The 19,036-nt window shown below is 68.2% G+C and carries 16 protein-coding genes; 7 read left to right on the top strand and 9 right to left on the bottom strand.

Annotated elements, in window-relative coordinates; all coding sequences use genetic code 11:
• Positions 1-5 precede the first annotated feature (5 nt).
• The 3 genes from CSC65_RS13230 to CSC65_RS13220 form a co-directional block, all read right to left on the bottom strand.
• Positions 6-1,889 (bottom strand): ABC transporter ATP-binding protein, encoded by a 1,884-nt coding sequence (locus tag CSC65_RS13230; protein ID WP_162411048.1) that lies wholly within the window; start codon positions 1,887-1,889, stop codon positions 6-8.
• 155 nt (positions 1,890-2,044) lie between these two features.
• Positions 2,045-2,488 carry a c-type cytochrome gene (locus tag CSC65_RS13225; protein ID WP_162411047.1) on the bottom strand — a complete coding sequence of 148 codons (444 nt, stop codon included), beginning with the start codon at positions 2,486-2,488 and terminating at the stop codon, positions 2,045-2,047.
• Between the two features lie 13 nt (positions 2,489-2,501).
• Positions 2,502-2,900, bottom strand: a complete 399-nt coding sequence (locus tag CSC65_RS13220; protein WP_162411076.1) for a c-type cytochrome — start codon at positions 2,898-2,900, stop codon at positions 2,502-2,504.
• Positions 2,901-3,158: 258 nt separating this feature from the next.
• Between CSC65_RS13220 and CSC65_RS13215 the strand changes: the two genes are divergently transcribed.
• The 3 genes from CSC65_RS13215 to CSC65_RS13205 are packed head-to-tail and all read left to right on the top strand — an operon-like array spanning position 3,159 to position 10,902.
• Positions 3,159-4,286, top strand: a complete 1,128-nt coding sequence (locus tag CSC65_RS13215; protein ID WP_162411046.1) for an efflux RND transporter periplasmic adaptor subunit — start codon at positions 3,159-3,161, stop codon at positions 4,284-4,286.
• Positions 4,283-7,795, top strand: a complete 3,513-nt coding sequence (locus CSC65_RS13210; RefSeq protein WP_162411045.1) for an efflux RND transporter permease subunit — start codon at positions 4,283-4,285, stop codon at positions 7,793-7,795. Before CSC65_RS13215 ends, CSC65_RS13210 begins: the two co-directional genes overlap by 4 nt.
• Positions 7,792-10,902, top strand: a complete 3,111-nt coding sequence (locus CSC65_RS13205) for an efflux RND transporter permease subunit (RefSeq protein ID WP_162411044.1) — start codon at positions 7,792-7,794, stop codon at positions 10,900-10,902. Before CSC65_RS13210 ends, CSC65_RS13205 begins: the two co-directional genes overlap by 4 nt.
• Positions 10,903-10,968: 66 nt before the next feature.
• On the opposite strand, the gene CSC65_RS13200 is transcribed toward CSC65_RS13205, so the two are convergent.
• The 6 genes from CSC65_RS13200 to ykgO all read right to left on the bottom strand — a co-directional run bounded on the left by CSC65_RS13200 (position 10,969) and on the right by ykgO (position 15,591).
• Positions 10,969-12,207: a TraB/GumN family protein gene (locus tag CSC65_RS13200; protein ID WP_425501368.1), complete on the bottom strand. Its 1,239-nt coding sequence runs from the start codon at positions 12,205-12,207 to the stop codon at positions 10,969-10,971.
• A complete protein-coding gene (locus tag CSC65_RS13195; protein ID WP_162411043.1) occupies positions 12,197-12,727 on the bottom strand; it encodes a GNAT family N-acetyltransferase in 531 nt (176 codons plus the stop codon). The genes CSC65_RS13200 and CSC65_RS13195 overlap by 11 nt, the downstream gene beginning before the upstream one ends.
• Before the next feature lie 9 nt (positions 12,728-12,736).
• Positions 12,737-13,621 (bottom strand): carbon-nitrogen hydrolase, encoded by an 885-nt coding sequence (locus tag CSC65_RS13190; protein WP_162411042.1) that lies wholly within the window; start codon positions 13,619-13,621, stop codon positions 12,737-12,739.
• 124 nt (positions 13,622-13,745) lie between these two features.
• On the bottom strand, positions 13,746-14,777 hold the full coding sequence (locus CSC65_RS13185) for an agmatine deiminase family protein (protein WP_162411041.1): 1,032 nt from the start codon (positions 14,775-14,777) through the stop codon (positions 13,746-13,748).
• A gap of 138 nt (positions 14,778-14,915) precedes the next feature.
• Positions 14,916-15,245 carry a hypothetical protein gene (locus tag CSC65_RS13180; RefSeq protein ID WP_162411040.1) on the bottom strand — a complete coding sequence of 110 codons (330 nt, stop codon included), beginning with the start codon at positions 15,243-15,245 and terminating at the stop codon, positions 14,916-14,918.
• Positions 15,246-15,465: 220 nt separating this feature from the next.
• Positions 15,466-15,591 (bottom strand): type B 50S ribosomal protein L36, encoded by a 126-nt coding sequence (gene ykgO / locus CSC65_RS13175; RefSeq protein ID WP_010342887.1) that lies wholly within the window; start codon positions 15,589-15,591, stop codon positions 15,466-15,468.
• A 175-nt stretch (positions 15,592-15,766) separates the two neighbouring features.
• Between ykgO and cmk the strand changes: the two genes are divergently transcribed.
• From cmk to CSC65_RS13155, 4 genes are all read left to right on the top strand, one after another.
• On the top strand, positions 15,767-16,444 hold the full coding sequence (cmk, locus tag CSC65_RS13170) for a (d)CMP kinase (protein WP_162411039.1): 678 nt from the start codon (positions 15,767-15,769) through the stop codon (positions 16,442-16,444).
• Positions 16,445-16,610: 166 nt separating this feature from the next.
• Positions 16,611-18,299, top strand: coding sequence for a 30S ribosomal protein S1 (rpsA, locus tag CSC65_RS13165; RefSeq protein WP_162411038.1), 1,689 nt, complete (start codon positions 16,611-16,613; stop codon positions 18,297-18,299).
• 78 nt (positions 18,300-18,377) lie between these two features.
• Positions 18,378-18,692, top strand: a complete 315-nt coding sequence (locus tag CSC65_RS13160) for an integration host factor subunit beta (RefSeq protein ID WP_162411037.1) — start codon at positions 18,378-18,380, stop codon at positions 18,690-18,692.
• A 58-nt stretch (positions 18,693-18,750) separates the two neighbouring features.
• Complete coding sequence (locus CSC65_RS13155) at positions 18,751-19,035, top strand: hypothetical protein (protein ID WP_162411036.1); 285 nt, start codon at positions 18,751-18,753, stop codon at positions 19,033-19,035.
• Position 19,036: the final 1 nt, after the last annotated feature.

Raw genomic sequence — 19,036 nt, 5'->3', positions numbered from 1 at the left:
GGCCGTCAACGATAGCCGGCGGCCTGCAGTTCGAACAACTCCGCGTAACGGCCACCCTGGGCCATGAGTTCCTGGTGCGTGCCACTGGCCTCCACCCTGCCGCCGGCCAGGACCAGGATCCGGTCGGCCATGCGCACGCTGGAGAAGCGGTGCGAGATCAGCACCGCGGTACGCATGTGCGACAGCTCCTTGAAGCGCTGGAACACCTCGAACTCGGCGCGAGCGTCCAGCGCCGCGGTCGGCTCGTCGAGGATCATGACCTGCGCGTCGCGCATGTAGGCGCGGGCGATGGCGAGCTTCTGCCACTGCCCGCCGGAGAGGTCCACGCCGTTCTTGAAGCGACGGCCGATCACCTGGTCGTAGCCCTGCGGCAATGCGCCGATCAGTTCGTCGGCCATCGCCCGGCGCGCCGCCTCGCGGATGCGCGTGTCGTCGTCCATGGCCTCGATCCGGCCCACGCCGATGTTCTCGCCGGCCGACAGGTGGTAGCGGACGAAATCCTGGAAGATGACGCCGATGTTGGCGCGCAGGTCGTCCAGGTCGTAATCGCGCAGGTCGCGGCCGTCGAGCAGGATGCGGCCCTCGTCGGGCTCGTACAGCCGCGCCAGCAGTTTCACCAGCGTGGTCTTGCCGGCGCCGTTCTCGCCCACCAGGGCAAGTACCTCACCTGCGCGCAGCTCGAATTCCAGGCCGCGCAGCGCCCATGATTCGGCGCCGGGATAGCGGAAGCCGACGTTCTCGAAGACGAACCCCCGCGCGATCGGGCGCGGTACCGGCAACGCATCCGGCCGCGACGCGATCTCCGGCTTGATCTCGAAGAACGAGTACAGGTCGTCCAGGTAGAGCGCCTGTCCGGCGACCTGCGAGAACCCGACCAGCAAGCCTTCCAGCAACTGGCGCAGGCGACGGAAGCTGCCGGCCAGGAAGGTCAGGTCGCCGATGCTGAAGTCGCCCTTCACGGTGCGCCAGGCGATGTAGCCGTAGGCGACGTAGTAGCCCAGCGTGCCCAGCGCCGCCAGCATCGCGCCCCACAGCGCGCGCCGGCGCGCCAGGGCGCGGTTGGCGAGGTAGAACTTCTCGGCCAGCACGCGGTAGCGGTCGATCAGGAAGCGGTGGAGGTTGAAGATCTTCACCTCCTTGGCCGTTTCCACGCTGGCGCCGGTCTGGCGGAGGTATTCGAGCTGCCGGCGTTCGGGCGTCCACTGGAAGTTGAGCGAGTAGCCCAGGGCGTTGAAGTGCGCCTCGCCGACGAAGGCCGGCACCAGCGCGACCGCCAGCAGCAGGATCAGCCAGGGCGCGTAGACCAGCAGGCCGGTGGCGAAGGCGATCACCGTGATCGCGTCCTGGGCCTGGCCGAACAGCTGGCTCATCAGGTTCATCCGGCTCATGGTCAGCCGCCGGGCGCGGTCCAGCTTGTCCTGCAGGTCCGGATCCTCGAAGTCCTCCAGGTCCAGGGTGGCGGCGTGTTCCATCAGGCGCACGCTGCTGGCGTTGGTGAACAGCTCCGAGAGCAGGCCGTCGGCATAGCTGACCAGCCGCCCCAGCAGGTCCGACACCACCGCCAGCGCGAGCTCCAGGCCAAGCAGCCACAGCAGGTGGTCGAGCTGGCCACCGCGCAGGGCCTCGCCCAGGCCGTCGAACTGCAGGCCGAGCCCGACCAGCCGGATCGCCTCGTCGATGATCAGCTTGCCGATGTACAGGATGACCACCGGCATCAGCGCGCGGACCAGCCGCAGGCCGAGGCTGGCCAGGGTCAGCGCGGGGCTGGTCCGCCAGATCTGGCGCAGGAACGGCGGCAGGTTGCGCAACGCGTCGAAGCGCTCGCGCAGGCTCGGATTGCCGCGCTCGCGGCGGGGCTTGGGTGAAGCGGGCGGTGGTGCGCTGGCCATGCGGGCATTGTGCCGCGCCGGGGCGGGGGCTGTTGTCACGGCCCGTGGCCGGGCAATGCCGCGACCATGCAGGCCATCCGCGCCACATGCTGGTGGCCTGGAAAGCAGAAGGCCCGCTTTCGCGGGCCTTCGCTCGTGACGCGGGTGCTTGAGACTCAGTGCACGCCGTGCAGGTCGCGCAGCTGGGTCGGACGCGAGGCGAAGAACGCAGCCAGGTCGGCGATGTCCTGGTCGCTCAGGCCGGTGGCCTGCGGCGTCATCAGCGCATGCTGGCGCTCGCCCTTGCGGTACTGCTGCAGGGCGTGGGCGATGTAGTCGGCGTACTGGCCGCCCAGCTTCGGGTAGGCGGCATCGATCGGCGCATTGCCATCGGGGCCATGGCAGTCGATGCAGCTCTGGCCGGTGGCCTTGCCCTTGGCATTGGCGAGCTGCTCGCCCACGGCGATGCGGCCGTCAGGCAGGCCCGCCGACGAGCTTTTCGCGGCCTGGGCTTCACCTTCGGCGGCGGAATGGGAGCTGTCCTGCCCGGAACAGGCCGCCAGGAGCAGGGCGGTGGTCAGGGCGATGGCGAGACGCGTTGAGGTCACGGCTGTCGGCATGGGTGGCGGCTGCTTACTTGAGGGTGGACAGGAAGGCGGCGATGTCGGCGATGTCCTGGTCCGAGAAACTCTGGGCCTGGGCCTGCATGGTCGGGTGCTTGCGCTTGCCCTGCTGGTATTCGTGCAGCGCCTGGGCCAGGTATTCGGCCGACTGGCCGCCGATCAGCGGCACCTTGAAGCTCGGGTAGGCGTTCTTGTAGCCGGTGATGCCGTGGCAGCCCTGGCAGGTATAGGCCAGCTGGCGTCCGGTCTCGGCGTTGCCGACCGGCGCTGCCGGGGCGGCGGGCGCAGCAGCGGCGACAGGTTCGGTGGGGGCCGGCGCGGGAGCCGGCGGAGCGGCCTCCTGGGCGAGCGCGGCGAAGGGCAGGGCGGTGAGCAGGGCAAGGCAGGCGGCTAGCGGCAGCGGGCGCATCATTCGGTGGTCCGGGGTCGGTCGCGGTAAGTGGGCTGGTCATGCTGGCGCAGCCGGTGAGGGCGACGCCTGTCATGAAGCAGCCGCAGTATAGCCTGCGTGTTCACGCGACCGGAACCTGCGGCTTCTCGCATGGGTCCAAGCTCGCCGCCGGTACCCATGACCTTCGGCGCATGGCGACTGACTGTTCAGGTGATCTACTTGCATACAACACCTGATCACACCCCCACCGGGCCCCTCGAACACATGGATATCGTCATGGCCACTCGCCACCCCTTCCGTCCAGGACTGCGCGCCGCCGCGGCCGCCCTTGTCCTCGCCGCCGCGTTGACCGCCTGCAAGAAGGGCGAAGGCGGCCCGGGTGACGCCCAGGCCAAGGAAGCCGAGGTCGAGGCCATTCCGGTCGAGGTGACCAAGGCGGCCAGGCGGCCGATCGCGGCCAGTTACACCGGCACTGCGGCGCTGGAGCCGCTGGCCGACTCGCAGGTGGTGGCCAAGACCTCCGGCGTTGCCCTGGCCGTGCTGGTCGAGGAAGGCCAGCAGGTCAAGGCGGGGCAGCCCCTGGTGAAGCTTGATCCGGACCGGGCGCGCCTGGCCCTGGCCCAGGCCCAGGCCCAGATGGGCAAGCTGGAGAACAACTACCGTCGCGCGCAGCAGCTGGTCGCCCAGCAGCTGATCAGCGCCGGCGAGGTCGACCAGATGCGTTACGACCTGGAGAACGCCCGCGCCCAGTACAACATGGCCGCGCTGGAGCTGTCGTACTCGACGGTGACCGCGCCGATCTCCGGCGTGGTCGCGCTGCGCTCGATCAAGCCGGGCAACTTCGTCCAGATCAACACTCCGATCTTCCGCATCGTCGACGATTCGCGCCTGGAGGCCACGCTCAACGTGCCCGAGCGCGAGCTGGCGACGATGAAGCCCGGCCAGCCGGTACTGCTGCAGGTCGACGCGCTGCCCGGCCGCACCTTCGAAGGCGTGGTCGACCGCGTGGCACCGGTGGTGGACGCCGGCAGCGGCACCTTCCGCGTGATCAGCACCTTCACCGGCGGCAACACCCTGCAGCCGGGCATGTTCGGCCGCATCCGCATCGACTACGACCAGCGCCCGGACGCGCTGGTGGTGCCGCGCGTGGCCCTGCTCGACGATGGCGAACCGGCGGTGTTCGTGATCCGCGAGGGCAAGGCCGCGCGCGTGCCGGTCAAGGTCGGCTACGTGGATGGCGAATGGATCGAAGTGCGCGAAGGCGTGAAGACGGGCGACCAGGTGGTCACCGCCGGCAAGGTCGCACTGCGCGAAGGCAGCGCGGTGCAGGTGATCGGCGGCGAAGCCCCGGCCAAGGCCGTGGCCGATGCCAGCGCCGCCAAGTCGGCCGGTAGCGAGCAATGAGCGCGCCCGACCACGCGCCGCACAACGCGGCAGGCGGTGGCAGGCTGGGGGGAGGGCTGGTCGAATTCTCCACCCGCCGTCGCGTGACCATCGCGATGATCACGGTCACGATGGTGCTGTTCGGCCTGATCTCGCTGGGCAGCCTCAAGGTCAACCTGCTGCCCGACCTGAGCTATCCGACCCTGACCGTGCGCACCGAGTACACCGGTGCGGCGCCGCTGGAAATCGAGACCCTGATCACCGAGCCGGTCGAAGAGACCGTCGGCGTGGTCAAGAACCTGCGCAAGCTCAAGTCGGTGTCGCGCACCGGGCAGAGCGACGTCGTGCTGGAGTTCGCCTGGGGCACGGACATGGACCAGGCCAGCCTGGAGGTCCGCGACAAGATGGAGCTGCTGGCGCAGTTCCTGCCTTTGGAGGCCAAGGCGCCGGTGCTGCTGCGCTTCAATCCCTCGACCGAGCCGATCCTGCGGGTGGCGCTGTCGGGCAAGCAGGCCGGTGCCAGCGATGCGGAAAGCGTGCGCGTGTTGACCGAGCTGCGCCGCTACGCCGACGAGGACCTGAAGAAGAAGCTCGAGCCGGTCGCCGGGGTGGCCGCGGTCAAGGTCGGCGGCGGCCTCGAGGACGAGATCCAGGTCGACATCGACCAGCAGAAGCTGGCCCAGCTCAACCTGCCGATCGACACCGTCATCCAGCGCCTGCAGCAGGAGAACATCAACGTCTCCGGCGGCCGCCTGGAGGAAGGTTCGCAGCGCTACCTGGTGCGCACGGTCAACCAGTTCGCCTCGATCGACGAGATCCGCGAGATGCTGGTCACCACCCAGAGCGGTGGCGACAATGCCGCGGCCTCGGCGGCGCGGCAGATGGCGGCGATCGCCGCCTCCACCGGTTCTGCGGAGGCGATGGCCGCGGCGGCTTCGGTGCAGAGCGCTTCGGGCGGCGGCGGCAGTACCGTCGCGGGCGGCATGCCGGTGCGCCTGAAGGATGTCGCAGACGTCCGCCAGGGTTACAAGGAACGCGAGGCGGTCATCCGCCTCGCCGGCAAGGAAGCGGTCGAGCTGGCGATCTACAAGGAAGGCGACGCCAACACGGTGGCCACCGCCAAGGCGCTCAAGGAGCGCCTGGAGCAGCTGCAGAAGCAGGTGCCGCCGGATGTCGAGCTGACCATCATCGACGACCAGTCGCTGTTCATCGAGCACGCCATCGCCGACGTCAAGAAGGACGCGGTGATCGGCGGCATGCTCGCGATCCTGATCATCTTCCTGTTCCTGCGCGATGGCTGGAGCACTTTCGTGATCAGCCTGTCGCTGCCGGTCTCGATCATCGCCACGTTCTTCTTCATGGACCAGCTCGACCTGAGCCTGAACGTGATGTCGCTCGGCGGGCTGGCGCTGGCGACCGGCTTGGTGGTGGACGACTCGATCGTGGTGCTGGAGAGCATCGCCAAGGCGCGCGAGCGAGGGCTGGGCGTGCTCGAATCCGCCGTGGTCGGCACCCGCGAGGTGAGCATGGCCGTGGTCGCCTCGACGCTGACGACCATCGCCGTGTTCCTGCCACTGGTGTTCGTGGAGGGCATCGCCGGCCAGCTGTTCCGCGACCAGGCGCTGACCGTTGCCATCGCCATCGCCATCTCGCTGGTGGTGTCGATGACCCTGATCCCGATGCTCAGCTCGATCAAGGGTCGTCCGCCGCTGGCATTCCCGGAAGAGGCGCCGCATCCGCAGTGGCAGCCGCAGTCGCGCTGGCAGAAGCCGGCCGCCGTAACCGGTCGCGGCATCGGCGCCGGGATCCGCGGCGTGCTCTTCGGCATCGCCTGGGGCGTGACCCGCGTGTGGCGCCTCGTGGTGGCGGGCGTCGGCCCGGTCATGCGCAAGGCCAGCGACCTGGCGATGGCGCCGTACCACCGCGCCGAGGCCGGCTACATGAAACTGCTGCCGGCATCGCTCGAACGGCCCACGCTGGTGCTCGGGCTGGCTGCGGGTGCGTTCATCGCCGCGCTGCTGATGGTCCCGCAGCTGGGCGCAGACCTGATCCCGCAGCTGGCGCAGGACCGCTTCGAAATGACGGTGAAGCTGCCGCCCGGCACGCCGCTGGCGCAGACCGACGCGCTGGTGCGCAAGCTTCAGGAGAAGCATGCCGGTGCCGAGGGCGTGCAGTCCCTGTACGGCGTCAGTGGCAGTGGCACGCGCCTGGATGCCAGCCCCACCGACAGCGGCGAGAACGTCGGCAAGCTCACCGTGGTCATGGCCAACGGCGGCAGCGCGGAGGTCGAAGCGCGCACCACCGAAGCCCTGCGTGCCTCGATGAAGGGCCAGCCCGGTGCGCAGGTCGATTTCAGCCGGCCCCAGCTGCTGAGTTCCTCCACGCCGCTGGAAGTGGAACTGCGCGGCCAGGACCTGGCGACCATCGAGCGCGCGGGCCAGAAGCTGGCGACGATGCTGCGGGCCAATCCGCACTACGCCGACGTCAAGTCGACGGTGGAGCAGGGCTTCCCGGAGATCCAGATCCGCTTCGACCAGGAACGGGCCGGCGCGCTGGGACTGACCACCCGCCAGATCGCCGATGTGGTGGTCAAGAAGGTGCGCGGCGAAGTCGCCACCCGCTACAGCTTCCGCGACCGCAAGATCGACGTGCTGGTGCGTGCGCAGGAAGGCGATCGCGCCTCGGTGGAAAGCATCCGTCGCCTGATCGTCAATCCGGGCAGCACCCGTCCGGTGACCCTGTCGGCGGTGGCCGAAGTGGTCGCCACCACGGGACCGAGCGAGGTCCATCGCGCCGACCAGGTGCGGGTGGCCATCGTTTCGGCCAACCTGCGTGACATCGACCTGGGTGCCGCGGTCGATGAGGTCCAGAAGATGGTCGTCGCCGATCCGCTCGGCGCCGGCGTGGGCATGCACATCGGCGGCCAGGGCGAGGAACTGACCGAGTCGCTCAACTCGCTGCTGTTCGCCTTCGCCCTGGCGGTGTTCCTGGTCTACCTGGTGATGGCGTCGCAGTTCGAGTCGCTGCTGCATCCGTTCGTGATCCTGTTCACCATCCCGCTGGCGATGGTCGGTGCCGTCGCCGCGCTGTTCCTGACCGGGTCGCCGGTATCGGTGGTGGTGTTCATCGGCCTGATCCTGCTGGTCGGCCTGGTGACCAAGAACGCGATCATCCTGATCGACAAGGTCAACCAGCTGCGCGAGGCCGGCGTGGACAAGCGCACCGCGCTGGTCGAGGGCGCCCGATCGCGCCTGCGGCCGATCGCGATGACCACCCTGTGCACCGTGTTCGGCTTCCTGCCGCTGGCCATCGCGCCGCTGTTCGGCAGCCCGGGCGCCGAAGTGCGTTCGCCGATGGCGGTGACGGTGATCGGTGGCCTGATCGTGTCCACCCTGCTGACCCTGCTGGTCATCCCGGTGGTCTATGACCTGCTGGACCGCCGCGCGGACGAGTACTACCGCGAGCGCGGCCGGCGCGCCGCGCGTGCGCTCGGCCAGGTGGTGGGCGAAGGCGAGGGCGAGCCCGCATGAGCATCGCGGAGTTCAGCATCCGGCGACCGGTCACGGCGGTGATGTTCTTCGTGTCGCTGTTCGTGATCGGCCTGATCGCGGCGATCAGGTTGCCGCTGGAGGCCTTCCCGGAGGTCTCCCCGCCCTTCATCTTCGTCCAGCTGCCTTACACCGGCTCCACGCCGGAAGAGGTCGAGCGCACGGTGCTGCGCCCGGCCGAGGAGGCGCTGTCGACGATGCCGGGCATCAAGCGGATGGAGTCCAACGCCAAGTCCGAAGGCGCGCAGATCTTCATCCAGTTCTCCGACTGGGACCGCGACGTGGCGATCGCCGCGTCCGAGGCCCGCGAGCGGCTGGATGCGATCCGCGACGACCTGCCCGACGACCTGCAGCGCTACTTCGTCTTCAAGTTCTCCACCACCGACGAGCCGGTACTGCGCGTCCGCCTGGCCAGCAAGTCCGACCTGACCGGCGCGTACGACATGATCGAGCGCGAGTTCAAGCGCCGGATCGAGCGTATCCCGGGCGTCGCCCGCGTCGAGGTATCCGGCGCGCCGCCGAACGAGGTCGAGATCGCGATCAACCAGGATCGCCTGACCGCGCACGACCTGAGCCTCAACGACCTCACCCAGCGCCTGCAGGCGGTCAACTTCTCGATCTCCGCCGGCGTGATCAGCGACGGCCCCCAGCGCCTGCGCGTGCAGCCGGTCGGCGAGCTCACCGACCTGCAGCAGTTGCGTGACCTGGTGGTCGGCAGCGGCAACGTGCGCCTGGGCGATATCGCCGACGTTCGCCTGAAGCCGGCGCGGATGGACTATGGCCGCCGCCTCGACGGGCAGCCGGCCGTGGGCCTGGACATCTTCAAGGAACGCAACGCGAACCTGGTCGACGTCTCCAGCAAGGCGCTCGCCGAGGTGGAGGCGATCCGCGCGCAACCGGCGCTGCGGGACGTGCAGATCAAGATCATCGACAACCAGGGCAAGAACGTCACGTCCTCGCTGCTGGAACTGGCCGAGGCCGGGCTGATCGGCCTGGTCCTGTCGATCATGGTGCTGTGGTTCTTCCTGCGCCACTGGCCCTCGGTGGCGATGGTGACCCTGGCCATCCCGATCTGCTTCGTGATGACCCTGGGCTTCATGTACTTCGCCGGCGTCACCCTCAACATCCTCACCATGATGGGCCTGCTGCTGGCCATCGGCATGCTGGTCGACAACGCCGTGGTCGTGGTCGAGAGCATCTACCAGGAGCGGGAGAAGTTCCCCGACGACCCGGTCGCCGCCTCGATCGTCGGCACCCGCCACGTGGCCATCGCGCTGTCGGCCGGCACCCTGTGCCACTGCATCGTGTTCGTGCCCAACCTGTTCGGCGAGCGCAACTTCCTCAGCATTTATCTGGGCCAGATCGCGATCACCATCTCGGTGTCGCTGTTGGCCTCCTGGCTGGTGGCGGTGAGCCTGATCCCGATGCTCTCGGCGCGGCTGAAGACCCCGCCGCTGGTGCATGACTCCAGGGGCATCATCCCGCGCATGCAGAAGCGCTATGCCGGGCTGCTGCGCTGGACGCTGGAGCATCGTGGCTGGAGCGTGCTGGGCATCCTGCTGGTGATCCTGGTCAGCCTGGTGCCGATCAAGTTCACCAAGTTCGACATGTTCGGCGGCGACGACGGTGACCAGGCCCAGATCTACTACCAGTGGAAGGGTGCCTACACCAAGGAACAGATGTCCGACGAGGTATTGCGGATCGAGAAGTTCCTGGAGGCCAATCGCGCCAAGTTCCGGATCAACCAGATCTACTCGTTCTTCAGCGAGCAGGGCTGGGGCGGGACCATGGTCAAGTTCGACACCGACAAGCCCAGTGAAACCAAGCCGCTGGTGGAGGCGTTGCGCGAGGCCCTGCCGAAGTCGGCGCGGGCCAACATCGGCATCGGCGACCAGGGCGGGCAGGGCGGCGGCGGGTCCCCGGGCCAGAACGTGTCGTTCCAGCTGGTCGGGGATTCGACTGCGACATTGGGCGAGATCGCCAACGAGCTGATCCCGATCCTGTCGCGGCGGCCGGAACTGCGCGACGTGCGCGTGGACATCGGCGACCAGAACAGCGAGCTCAACGTGCGCGTGGACCGCGAGCGTGCAGCCGCGTTCGGCTTCAGCGCCGACCAGGTGGCGAACTTCGTCGGCCTGGCCCTGCGCGGAGCGCCGCTGCGCGAGTTCCGGCGTGGTGAAGCCGAAGTGCCGGTGTGGGTCCGCTTCGCCGGTGCCGAGGACTATGGCACGCAGGACCTGGCCGGCTTCATGGTCCGTTCCCCGGACGGGCGCACGGTACCGCTGCTGAGCCTGGTCGACGTGGCCGTGACCCCGTCGGCGACGCAGATCCAGCGGACCAATCGCCAGACCACGCTGTCGGTGCAGGCCAACCTGGCCGAGAAGGCGACCGTGCCCGAGGCGCGCAAGGCGATGGAGGAGACGCTCAAGGGCATGTCCTTCCCGCCGGGCTACAGCTACTCGTTCGATGGCGGCGCGTTCCAGGAAGAGGACGAGGCCGGTGCGCAGATGATGTTCAACCTGATGATCGCGCTCGTGATGATCTACATCGTGATGGCCGCGGTGTTCGAGTCGCTGCTGTTCCCGGCGGCGATCATGAGCGGCGTGCTGTTCTCCGTGTTCGGCGTGTTCTGGCTGTTCGCCCTGACCGGCACCACGTTCGGGATCATGTCCTTCATCGGCATCCTGGTGCTGATGGGCGTGGTGGTGAACAACGGCATCGTCATGGTCGAGCACATCAACAACCTGCGCAGGCGCGGCATGTCGCGCACCGATGCGCTGGTCGAGGGCAGCCGCGAACGCCTGCGGCCGATCCTGATGACGATGGGCACGGCGATCCTGGCGATGATCCCGATCGCGCTGGCGGAGACGAAGATGGCCGGCGACGGCCCGGCCTATGCGCCGATGGCGCGCGCGATCGCCGGCGGCCTGGCGTTCTCCACGGTGGTCAGCCTGCTGTTCCTGCCGACCATCTACGCGATCCTGGACGACATGCGCAGCGGCATGTCGCGACTGGTGCGGCGCGCCCGCGGCGTGCCCGAGGGCGATGGCCCGGAAGCCGTCGCCGTGGCCGCCCTGCACCTGGAGTGAGTGGTTGCCGCCCGCCGCGAACCGGCGGGCGGCATGGCCGCGCTCGTGCGCGGCGCGAAGCGGGGTTCAGCCGAACAGGCGACCCAGCATGCGCAGGCCGCCGGTCCACACGCCGATGGCGGTACCCAGGCTGGTCAGGAAGAAGTTGAGCAGCACGCGCGCCACGCCGTTGCGCCACCAGCCCTTCACGGTCTGCACGTCATCGCGCAGGGCCATGAAGTCGGCGTAGGTCGGCTTGCGCAAAGTCGCTTCGACCAGGGCGCTGATCGTGCCCGAGGCCAGCGCCGGATGCAGCGGCGTGAGCGGCGAAGCGACGAACGCGGCGAGGATGCTGAGCGGATGGCCGCCGGCGATCGCGCAGCCCAATGCGCCGAGCAGGCCGGTGGCCAGCACCCACTGCACGATCAGGTCCGAGCCCACGTCCAGGCCGCCCTGCCAGAAGCCCCAGGCGAAACCGCCGATCACGAAGACCGTCAGGCCCAGGGTGAACCAGGGGAAGCTCTTCTTCTCCTCGACCACCTCCAGTTCGCTGCGGACCGCCTGCGGGGCAAGCGTGTCCTCGGCGAGGTGGCGGGCCAGGCCGGGCAGGTGGCCGGCGCCGACCACGGCCAGCACCTCGCGCGCGCCGCTGCCGGCCAGGTCGCGCAGGTTGGCAGCCATGTACCGGTCGCGTTCGGCGATGACGCTCTCGTACAGCGCCGGGCTGTGCGCGGCGAATTCGCCGAAACTGGACTCGAGCACGTCGCCGCCCTTGAGCTTCTCGATGTCGTCCTCGCCGATCTCCTCGTCGCCGACCATCGCCAGCAGGATTCCGGCACCGGTCTTGGCCCGCCCCCACCAGCCCAGCTTCTGCATCGCGCGGCGGAAGGTGAGGCCGACTTCGCGGTCGATCAGGTGGAAGGGCAGGTTGCGTGCGCGCGCCTCCTGCACCGCGGCCTTCAGTTCGGCGCCCGGTTCCACGCCCAGCTGCTCGGCCAGCCGGCGCTGGTAGGCGGCGAGGGCCAGGTTGGCGGCGAACAGGTGTGCCTTGCCGTCGCGCAGCACCTTGACGATGTCCAGCTGCGCCAGCGCGGCCGGATCGGCCAGCGACTGCAGGCGACCGGCATCCAGCTCCACGGCCACGGCGTCGTAGCCACCGCTGTCGATGGCCGCATGCACCGCGTCGATGCTGGCCTGGGAAACGTGCGCGGTGCCCAGCAGGGTGTAGCGCACGCCGTCGCGTTCGACGATGCGGTGCGGTTGGCCTCGCACCGGATCGTTCGTGGCGTCATGCATCGCGTCGGGGGTGTCGCTGTCAGGAGTCATGCGGAGGCTCGTTGTTGCCGGGACCCAGGCTGCGCTGCATCTGCACGGTATCCAGCCAGCGGTCGTGCTTCCAGGCGATGCCGCGGAAGATGCCGACCAGGTGGAAGCCGAACTTTTCGTGCAGCCGGAGCGAAGCGGTATTGGTCGGTTCGCCGATCACCGCGATCATCTGCCGGTAGCCGCGCGCCTCGCAATCGGCGATCAGGCGCTCCAGCAGCGCGGCACCGATGCCACGACCTTGCCGGCCCGCAGCCACGTACACCGAATTCTCCACGGTGAGGCGGTAGCCGATGCGTGCGCGGTAGCTGTTGGCGTAGGCGTACCCGGCAAGGCCCTGCGAATCCTCGGCGACCAGGTACGGATACCCGGCATCGAGAACCGCGCCCATGCGCCGCGCCATTTCGGCCTCGTCGGGGATGTCGTACTCGTAGGTGTTGACGTGGTCGCGCACTTCGGCCGCGTAGAGGGCGGTGATCGCCGGCACGTCGGCCGGCGTGGCGTCACGGAGGATCAGGGACACGCGCAGGCCTCAGTCGATGTAGCGCTTGAGCAGGTCGCCGTAGGCATCGATGCGGCGGTCGCGCAGGAACGGCCAGATCCGGCGCACGTGCTCGCTGCGCTGCAGGTCGACGTCGCAGACCAGCACGGTCGGATCGCCGCCGGCCTCGGCAATGAATTCGCCCTGCGGACCGAGCACGTGGCTGTTGCCCCAGAACTGGATGCCCGAGGCTCCGAGCGGCGAAGTTTCGTGGCCGACACGGTTGCACGACAGCACCGGCAGGCCGTTGGCCACGGCATGGCCTCGGTGGCTCAGCACCCACGCATCGCGCTGGCGGTTCTTCTCGTCCTGCACATCGTCCGGATCCCAGCCGATGGCGGTCGGATAGAGCAGCAGCTCGGCACCGGCCAGCGCCATCAGGCGGGCCGCCTCCGGATACCACTGGTCCCAGCACACCAGCACGCCGAGGCGGCCGACGGAAGTATCGACCGGCTTGAATCCGATGTCGCCCGGGGTGAAGTAGAACTTCTCGTAGAAGCCCGGGTCATCGGGAATGTGCATCTTGCGGTACTTGCCCAGCAGCGTGCCGTCCTTTTCCAGCACCACCGCGGTGTTGTGGTACAGGCCGGCGGCGCGGCGCTCGAACAGCGAACCGACGATCACCACGCCGTGCTTCTTCGCCAGGGCGCCCAGGCGCGCGGTGCTGGGGCCGGGAACCGGTTCGGCCAGGTCGAACTCGTCCACCGATTCGTGCTGGCAGAAATAGGCGCCGTTGTGCAGTTCCTGCAACAGGACCAGTTGCGCGCCCTGTGCGGCAGCCTCCGCCACGCGCTGCTCGATCACCGTCAAGTTGGCTTCGGCATCGCCGTGGTTGCGCTCCTGGACCAGGGCGACGGAAAGACTCTTGCGGCTCATCGGCGGAGGGTTCGTCGGGGAATGCATGGATGGTAACCCGGCGCCGTGCACCGGGTCTGAAGCAGGGTCCGCCGCCAACGTGGGTGGTGCTTCCGCGGGATGGTGCGCTGGACCGCGCGCGACCTCAGTCGTCTATGCCGAGCGGGAGCTGCATGGTGACGCAATGCAGGCTGCCGTTCTGCCAGATCAACGGACGGCAGGGCACCTGCACGATCTCGCGACCGGGGAATGCTTCTGCCAATACATCCGCGGCGCGATCATCTGCGGGGTCGCCATACGCCGGCATCAGCACGGCACCGTTGACGATCAGGAAGTTGGCGTACGAGGCGGCCAGCCGGCGCTCGCCGTCGAGGATCGGTGCGGCCCACGGCAGCGGGAACAGGCGGTAGGGACGGCCGTCGGCGGTGCGCAGCGCGGCGATCTCCGCGGCCATCGCCTGCAGCTCCAGGTAGTGGCTGTCCGCCGGATCGTCGCAGGCCTGGAACACGATCGCATCATGCGGGGCGAAACGCGCGAGGGTGTCGATGTGCGCGTCGGTGTCGTCTCCCTCGAGATAGCCATGGTCCAGCCACAGCACGCGATCCTGCGCCAGCCATCCGCGCAGGCTGGAGTCCAGCTCGTCACGGCCTGCTTCGGGGTGGCGCTCGTGCAGGCAGTGCCAGGTGGTCAGCAGCGTGCCGTCGCCGTCGGTTTCGATGCCGCCGCCCTCCAGGGCGAAATCGACGCGCTGGCGCGGGGTGTCGCCGAACAGGCCCTGGGCACTGAGCGCCTCGACCAGGCGGTCGTCGCGCCCGGCCTCGAACTTGCCGCCCCACGCGGTGAAGCGGAAATCGAGCAGGCGGAAGCCATCGCCTTCGCGCAGGGTGATCGGGCCCGAGTCGCGCAGCCAGGTATCGTCGTAGTCGAACGGGATGAAGCGGACCCGTTCCATGTCCACACGTGCCGAGCGCAGGCGCGCTTCGGCGTAGGTCTGCAGGTCGTCGTCGGCCACGCAGATCCAGGCGTCCTGGAAGCGGGTGATGGCCTGCACCAGCGCGATGTAGGTCTCCTCGACCTCGGCCAGGCGTTCGGCCCAGTCGGTGCCGGCATGCGGCCATGCGATAAGGATCGCGGACTGGGGTTCCCATTCCGCGGGAAAGCGCAGTGTTTCGGTCATTGCCGGAGGGATGCTCGTGGGGCCCGGAGCCATGCCGGGCGGTGCGGATTTCGACCTGCGCGATCGCGCTCGCCTGCAGGAGGCTGGCCGTGGGCTTTCACGCCCGCCGGGTCGGGCGGGCGCGTGTCTCGGTGCGGTTTACCGGATCGGAGGCTTGGGTCCGATTTCCTGGGCATCGGCCTTGCGTGCCACCACGTCGATCACCTTGTTCTTCTCGAAGTAGACGATGAACTCCGGGTAGACCCAGCGGTTGATCGTCGGCCACTGCTGCTTCTGGCCGCCGCGCGGATCGAGTTTCTCCTGCGGAGCGCCGAAGCGGGACTCGACCTCGCCCATGCTCAGGCCGCGCGAGGGCTGGGCCACCGCCGGGGTCTGGTTGGCGCGTTCGACCAGGAGGGTGTCGGCTTGGGCGCCGCCGCACAGGGCGAGCAGGGCCAGCAGGATGAGGGTGTTCGGACGGTGCGTCATCGCATTGCTCTCCCCGTGGTGGATGGTCATCGCCGGGTCTTGCCGGACGATGCTGGTGCTTGACCGGACGATTGTAAGCAGAAGCGCGCGGCCCGAGGTGGGGCCGGCGTCAAGATCCAGGAGCCCGGCCCGAAGGTTAGCCCCAGAAACGTCGAAGGCCGCATCGCTGCGGCCTTCGGGTTCGATCCGCGTCCCGGCAGGGCCGGAACGCCTGCCGGCTTCAGCGCTGGCGGGCCTTGAAGCGCGGGTTCGACTTGCAGATCACGAAGACCTTTCCGCGGCGGCGGACCACCTTGCAGTCGCGGTGACGGGCCTTCGCCGACTTCAGGGAGGACAGGACTTTCATGACACCCCTCGGAGGACGACGGATGGGATGCCAGGGCCGGATCGGCCAGGGCGTACAGACAAGCCCGCCATTCTAGCGGCCTTTCCTTTGCTGTTTCAAGTGGTTGCGCCCGGTGCCCGGGGCGGTGGGGTGGGCGGGCTACAATCCGGCGCCCCAGAACCCCCTCGGAGCTTCCATGTCATCCGCCGTCCCGGTCCTCACCATCGATGGTCCTTCCGGTGCCGGCAAGGGCACGGTCAGCCGGCTGGTGGCTTCGCGACTTGGCTGGCATTACCTCGATTCCGGCGCACTCTACCGGGCGGTCGGGGTAGCGGCCAGCTGGGCCGACCTGGACCTGGCCGACCCGGCGGCCCTGGTCCGCTGCACCTTCGACACCGCCGTGGACTTCCGTGAGTCCGGGGATGGCCTGCGGGTGCTCGTCAACGGGACCGACGCCACCGCCGAACTGCGGCTGGAGACCACGGGCACCCTGGCCTCGGCGATCGGCGCCATCCCCGAGGTCCGTGCCGCCCTGAAGGAGCGCCAGCGCGCCTTCCGCCGCGAGCCGGGGCTGGTGGCCGACGGCCGCGACATGGGGACGGTCATCTTCCCGGACGCCACGACCAAGGTGTTCCTGACGGCCAGCGCCGACGAGCGCGCCCGCAGGCGTCATAACCAGTTGAAGGAAAAAGGGGTTTCGGTTACATTTGACGGTCTGCTGCGGGAGATTCTCGCCCGCGACGCCCGCGACGCCCAGCGTGCGGTGGCACCGTTGAAGCCGGCCGAAGACGCCGTCCTCCTCGACACCACCGGCCTGTCCATCGACGAGGTCGTCGATCGCGTGCTCGGCCTGGTGCCGGTGCGCACCGACTGACACGGGCTTCCGGTTCGATCGGATCGCGCGCAGCAGAAGGCGCCGTCGTGGATGACCACGGCGGTTTTTCCAATCAACCACACTGGGCTCCCTCGTGGGCCGACCAGGGGGGCGGAATGCGGCATGCGCCGTGCTTTCCGTCCGTGTGTTCAACCGAGTAATCACAATGACCGAATCTTTTGCCGAACTGTTTGAAGCCAGTCAGGCCAACCTTGCCAAGCTGAAGCCGGGCGCCATCGTCATCGGTACCGTCGTGGAAGTCCGCGGCGACGTGGTGGTGATCAATGCCGGCCTGAAGTCCGAAGGCATCGTGCCGATCGAGCAGTTCCGTAACGACGCCGGCGAAATCGACGTGGGCGTGGGCGACCAGGTCAAGGTCGCGCTGGATTCCCTCGAGAACGGCTTCGGCGAGACCGTGCTGTCGCGCGAGAAGGCCAAGCGCGCGATGGTGTGGGACGAGCTGGAAGAAGCCCTCGAGAAGAACGAGACCATCACCGGCCGCATCAGCGGCAAGGTCAAGGGCGGCTTCACCGTCGACATCAAGGACGTCCGTGCATTCCTTCCCGGTTCGCTGGTCGATGTGCGCCCCGTGCGCGACCCGGCCTACCTGGAAGGCAAGGAGCTGGAGTTCAAGCTCATCAAGCTGGATCGCAAGCGCAACAATGTCGTGGTCTCCCGCCGTGCGGTGGTCGAGAGCGAGCATTCGGAAGAGCGCGAGCAGCTGATGGAGAAGCTGCAGGAAGGCGCGGTGCTGAAGGGTGTGGTCAAGAACCTCACCGACTACGGCGCGTTCGTCGACCTGGGCGGCATCGATGGCCTGCTGCACATCACCGACATGGCGTGGAAGCGCGTCCGCCACCCGTCCGAAGTGGTCAACGTCGGCGACGAGCTGGACGTGCGCGTGCTGAAGTTCGATCGCGAGCGCAACCGCGTTTCGCTCGGCCTGAAGCAGCTGGGCGAGGATCCGTGGGACAACATCGCCCGCCGTTACCCGGCCAACAGCCGCGTGTTCGGCAAGGTCTCCAACGTCACCGATTACGGCGCGTTCGTCGAGATCGAGCCGGGCGTGGAAGGCCTGGTGCACGTGTCCGAGATGGACTGGACCAACAAGAACGTCAACCCGTCCAAGGTCGTGCAGGTCGGTGACGAAGTCGAAGTCATGGTCCTGGATGTCGATGAAGAGCGTCGTCGTATTTCGCTGGGCATGAAGCAGGTCGCCGCCAACCCGTGGGAGACCTTCGCCGCGATCCACAAGAAGAACGACAAGGTGTCGGGCCAGATCAAGTCGATCACCGACTTTGGCATCTTCATCGGCCTGGACGGCGGCATCGACGGCCTCATCCACCTGTCGGACATCAGCTGGAACGCCACCGGCGAAGACATCCTGCGCAACTACAAGAAGGGCGACACGCTTGACGCGGTCGTGCTCGCGGTCGATCCGGAGCGCGAGCGCATCAGCCTGGGCCTGAAGCAGATGGAGCAGGATCCGTTCGGCCAGTACATGGCGACCAACCCGAAGGGCTCGAAGGTCGAAGGCACGGTGAAGGAAGTGGACGCCAAGGGCGCCACGATCGAACTGGCCGACGGCATCGAGGGCTATGTCGCCGCTCGCGACATCAGCCACGATCGCGTGGACGACGCCACCCAGCACCTGAAGGTTGGCGACAAGGTCGAGGCCAAGTTCGTGGGCATGGACCGCAAGGGCCGCACCCTGCAGCTGTCGATCAAGGCCAAGGACGAAGCCGAAACCGCCGAGGCGCTGCACGAGTACAACAAGTCGGCCGCCGAGGCCGCTGCCGGCACTACCAGCCTGGGCGCGCTGTTGCGTGCACAGCTGGGCGGCAAGTCCGAGTAAGAAGTAACGCAGTTACCGAGGCGGTCCGGGCTTCCCGGGCCGCCTCGGCCTGTCAACCCGCATCCAGCCAAGCCTGAGATGACCAAGTCCGAACTGATCGAGATCCTGGCCCGCCGCCAGTCGCACCTGAAGGCCGAGGACGTAGACCTCGCCGTCAAGTCGTTGCTGGAAATGATGGGGGGTGCGCTGTCCTCCGGTGAGCGGATCGAGATCCGGGGCTTCGGCAGCTTTTCCCTGCATTACCGGCCGCCACGTCTGGGGCGAAACCCCAAGACCGGCGATTCGGTGGCCCTTCCCGGCAAGCATGTACCGCACTTCAAGCCCGGCAAGGAGCTGCGCGAGAAGGTGAGCGACGTGCAGCCGATCCCGGCATCCGCCGACGACGGCAGCTGACGCTCGTCGACCGCGTTCCGGTCCGTTAAGCTTCCCCGACTGTCGCAGGAGTCGGGACATGACCATTCTTCGTCTGCTGGTGCTCGTCGCCTTCCTGGCCGCGGGCCTGGTGGTCGGTTCGCTCAATCCGCAGCGGATCGCGCTCGATTTCGGCATCGTCGAAGTCGTCACCACCACGGGAATCGCCATCATGGTGTCGCTGCTCGCCGGGGTGCTCCTGGGCGGCGGAATGGTGATGGCGACGACTGTCCTCCCCCTGCGTGCACGCCTGCGCCGCGCCAACCGTCCCGTACCCGTCGCAACGGCCGCGGAAGGTCCGCGTCCGCCCAACCCGGGAACCTGAG

The sequence above is a fragment of the Pseudoxanthomonas daejeonensis genome (genome assembly GCF_010093205.1).
Classification (GTDB): domain Bacteria; phylum Pseudomonadota; class Gammaproteobacteria; order Xanthomonadales; family Xanthomonadaceae; genus Pseudoxanthomonas; species Pseudoxanthomonas daejeonensis.
This window is presented reverse-complemented; position numbering and strand designations above follow the sequence as displayed.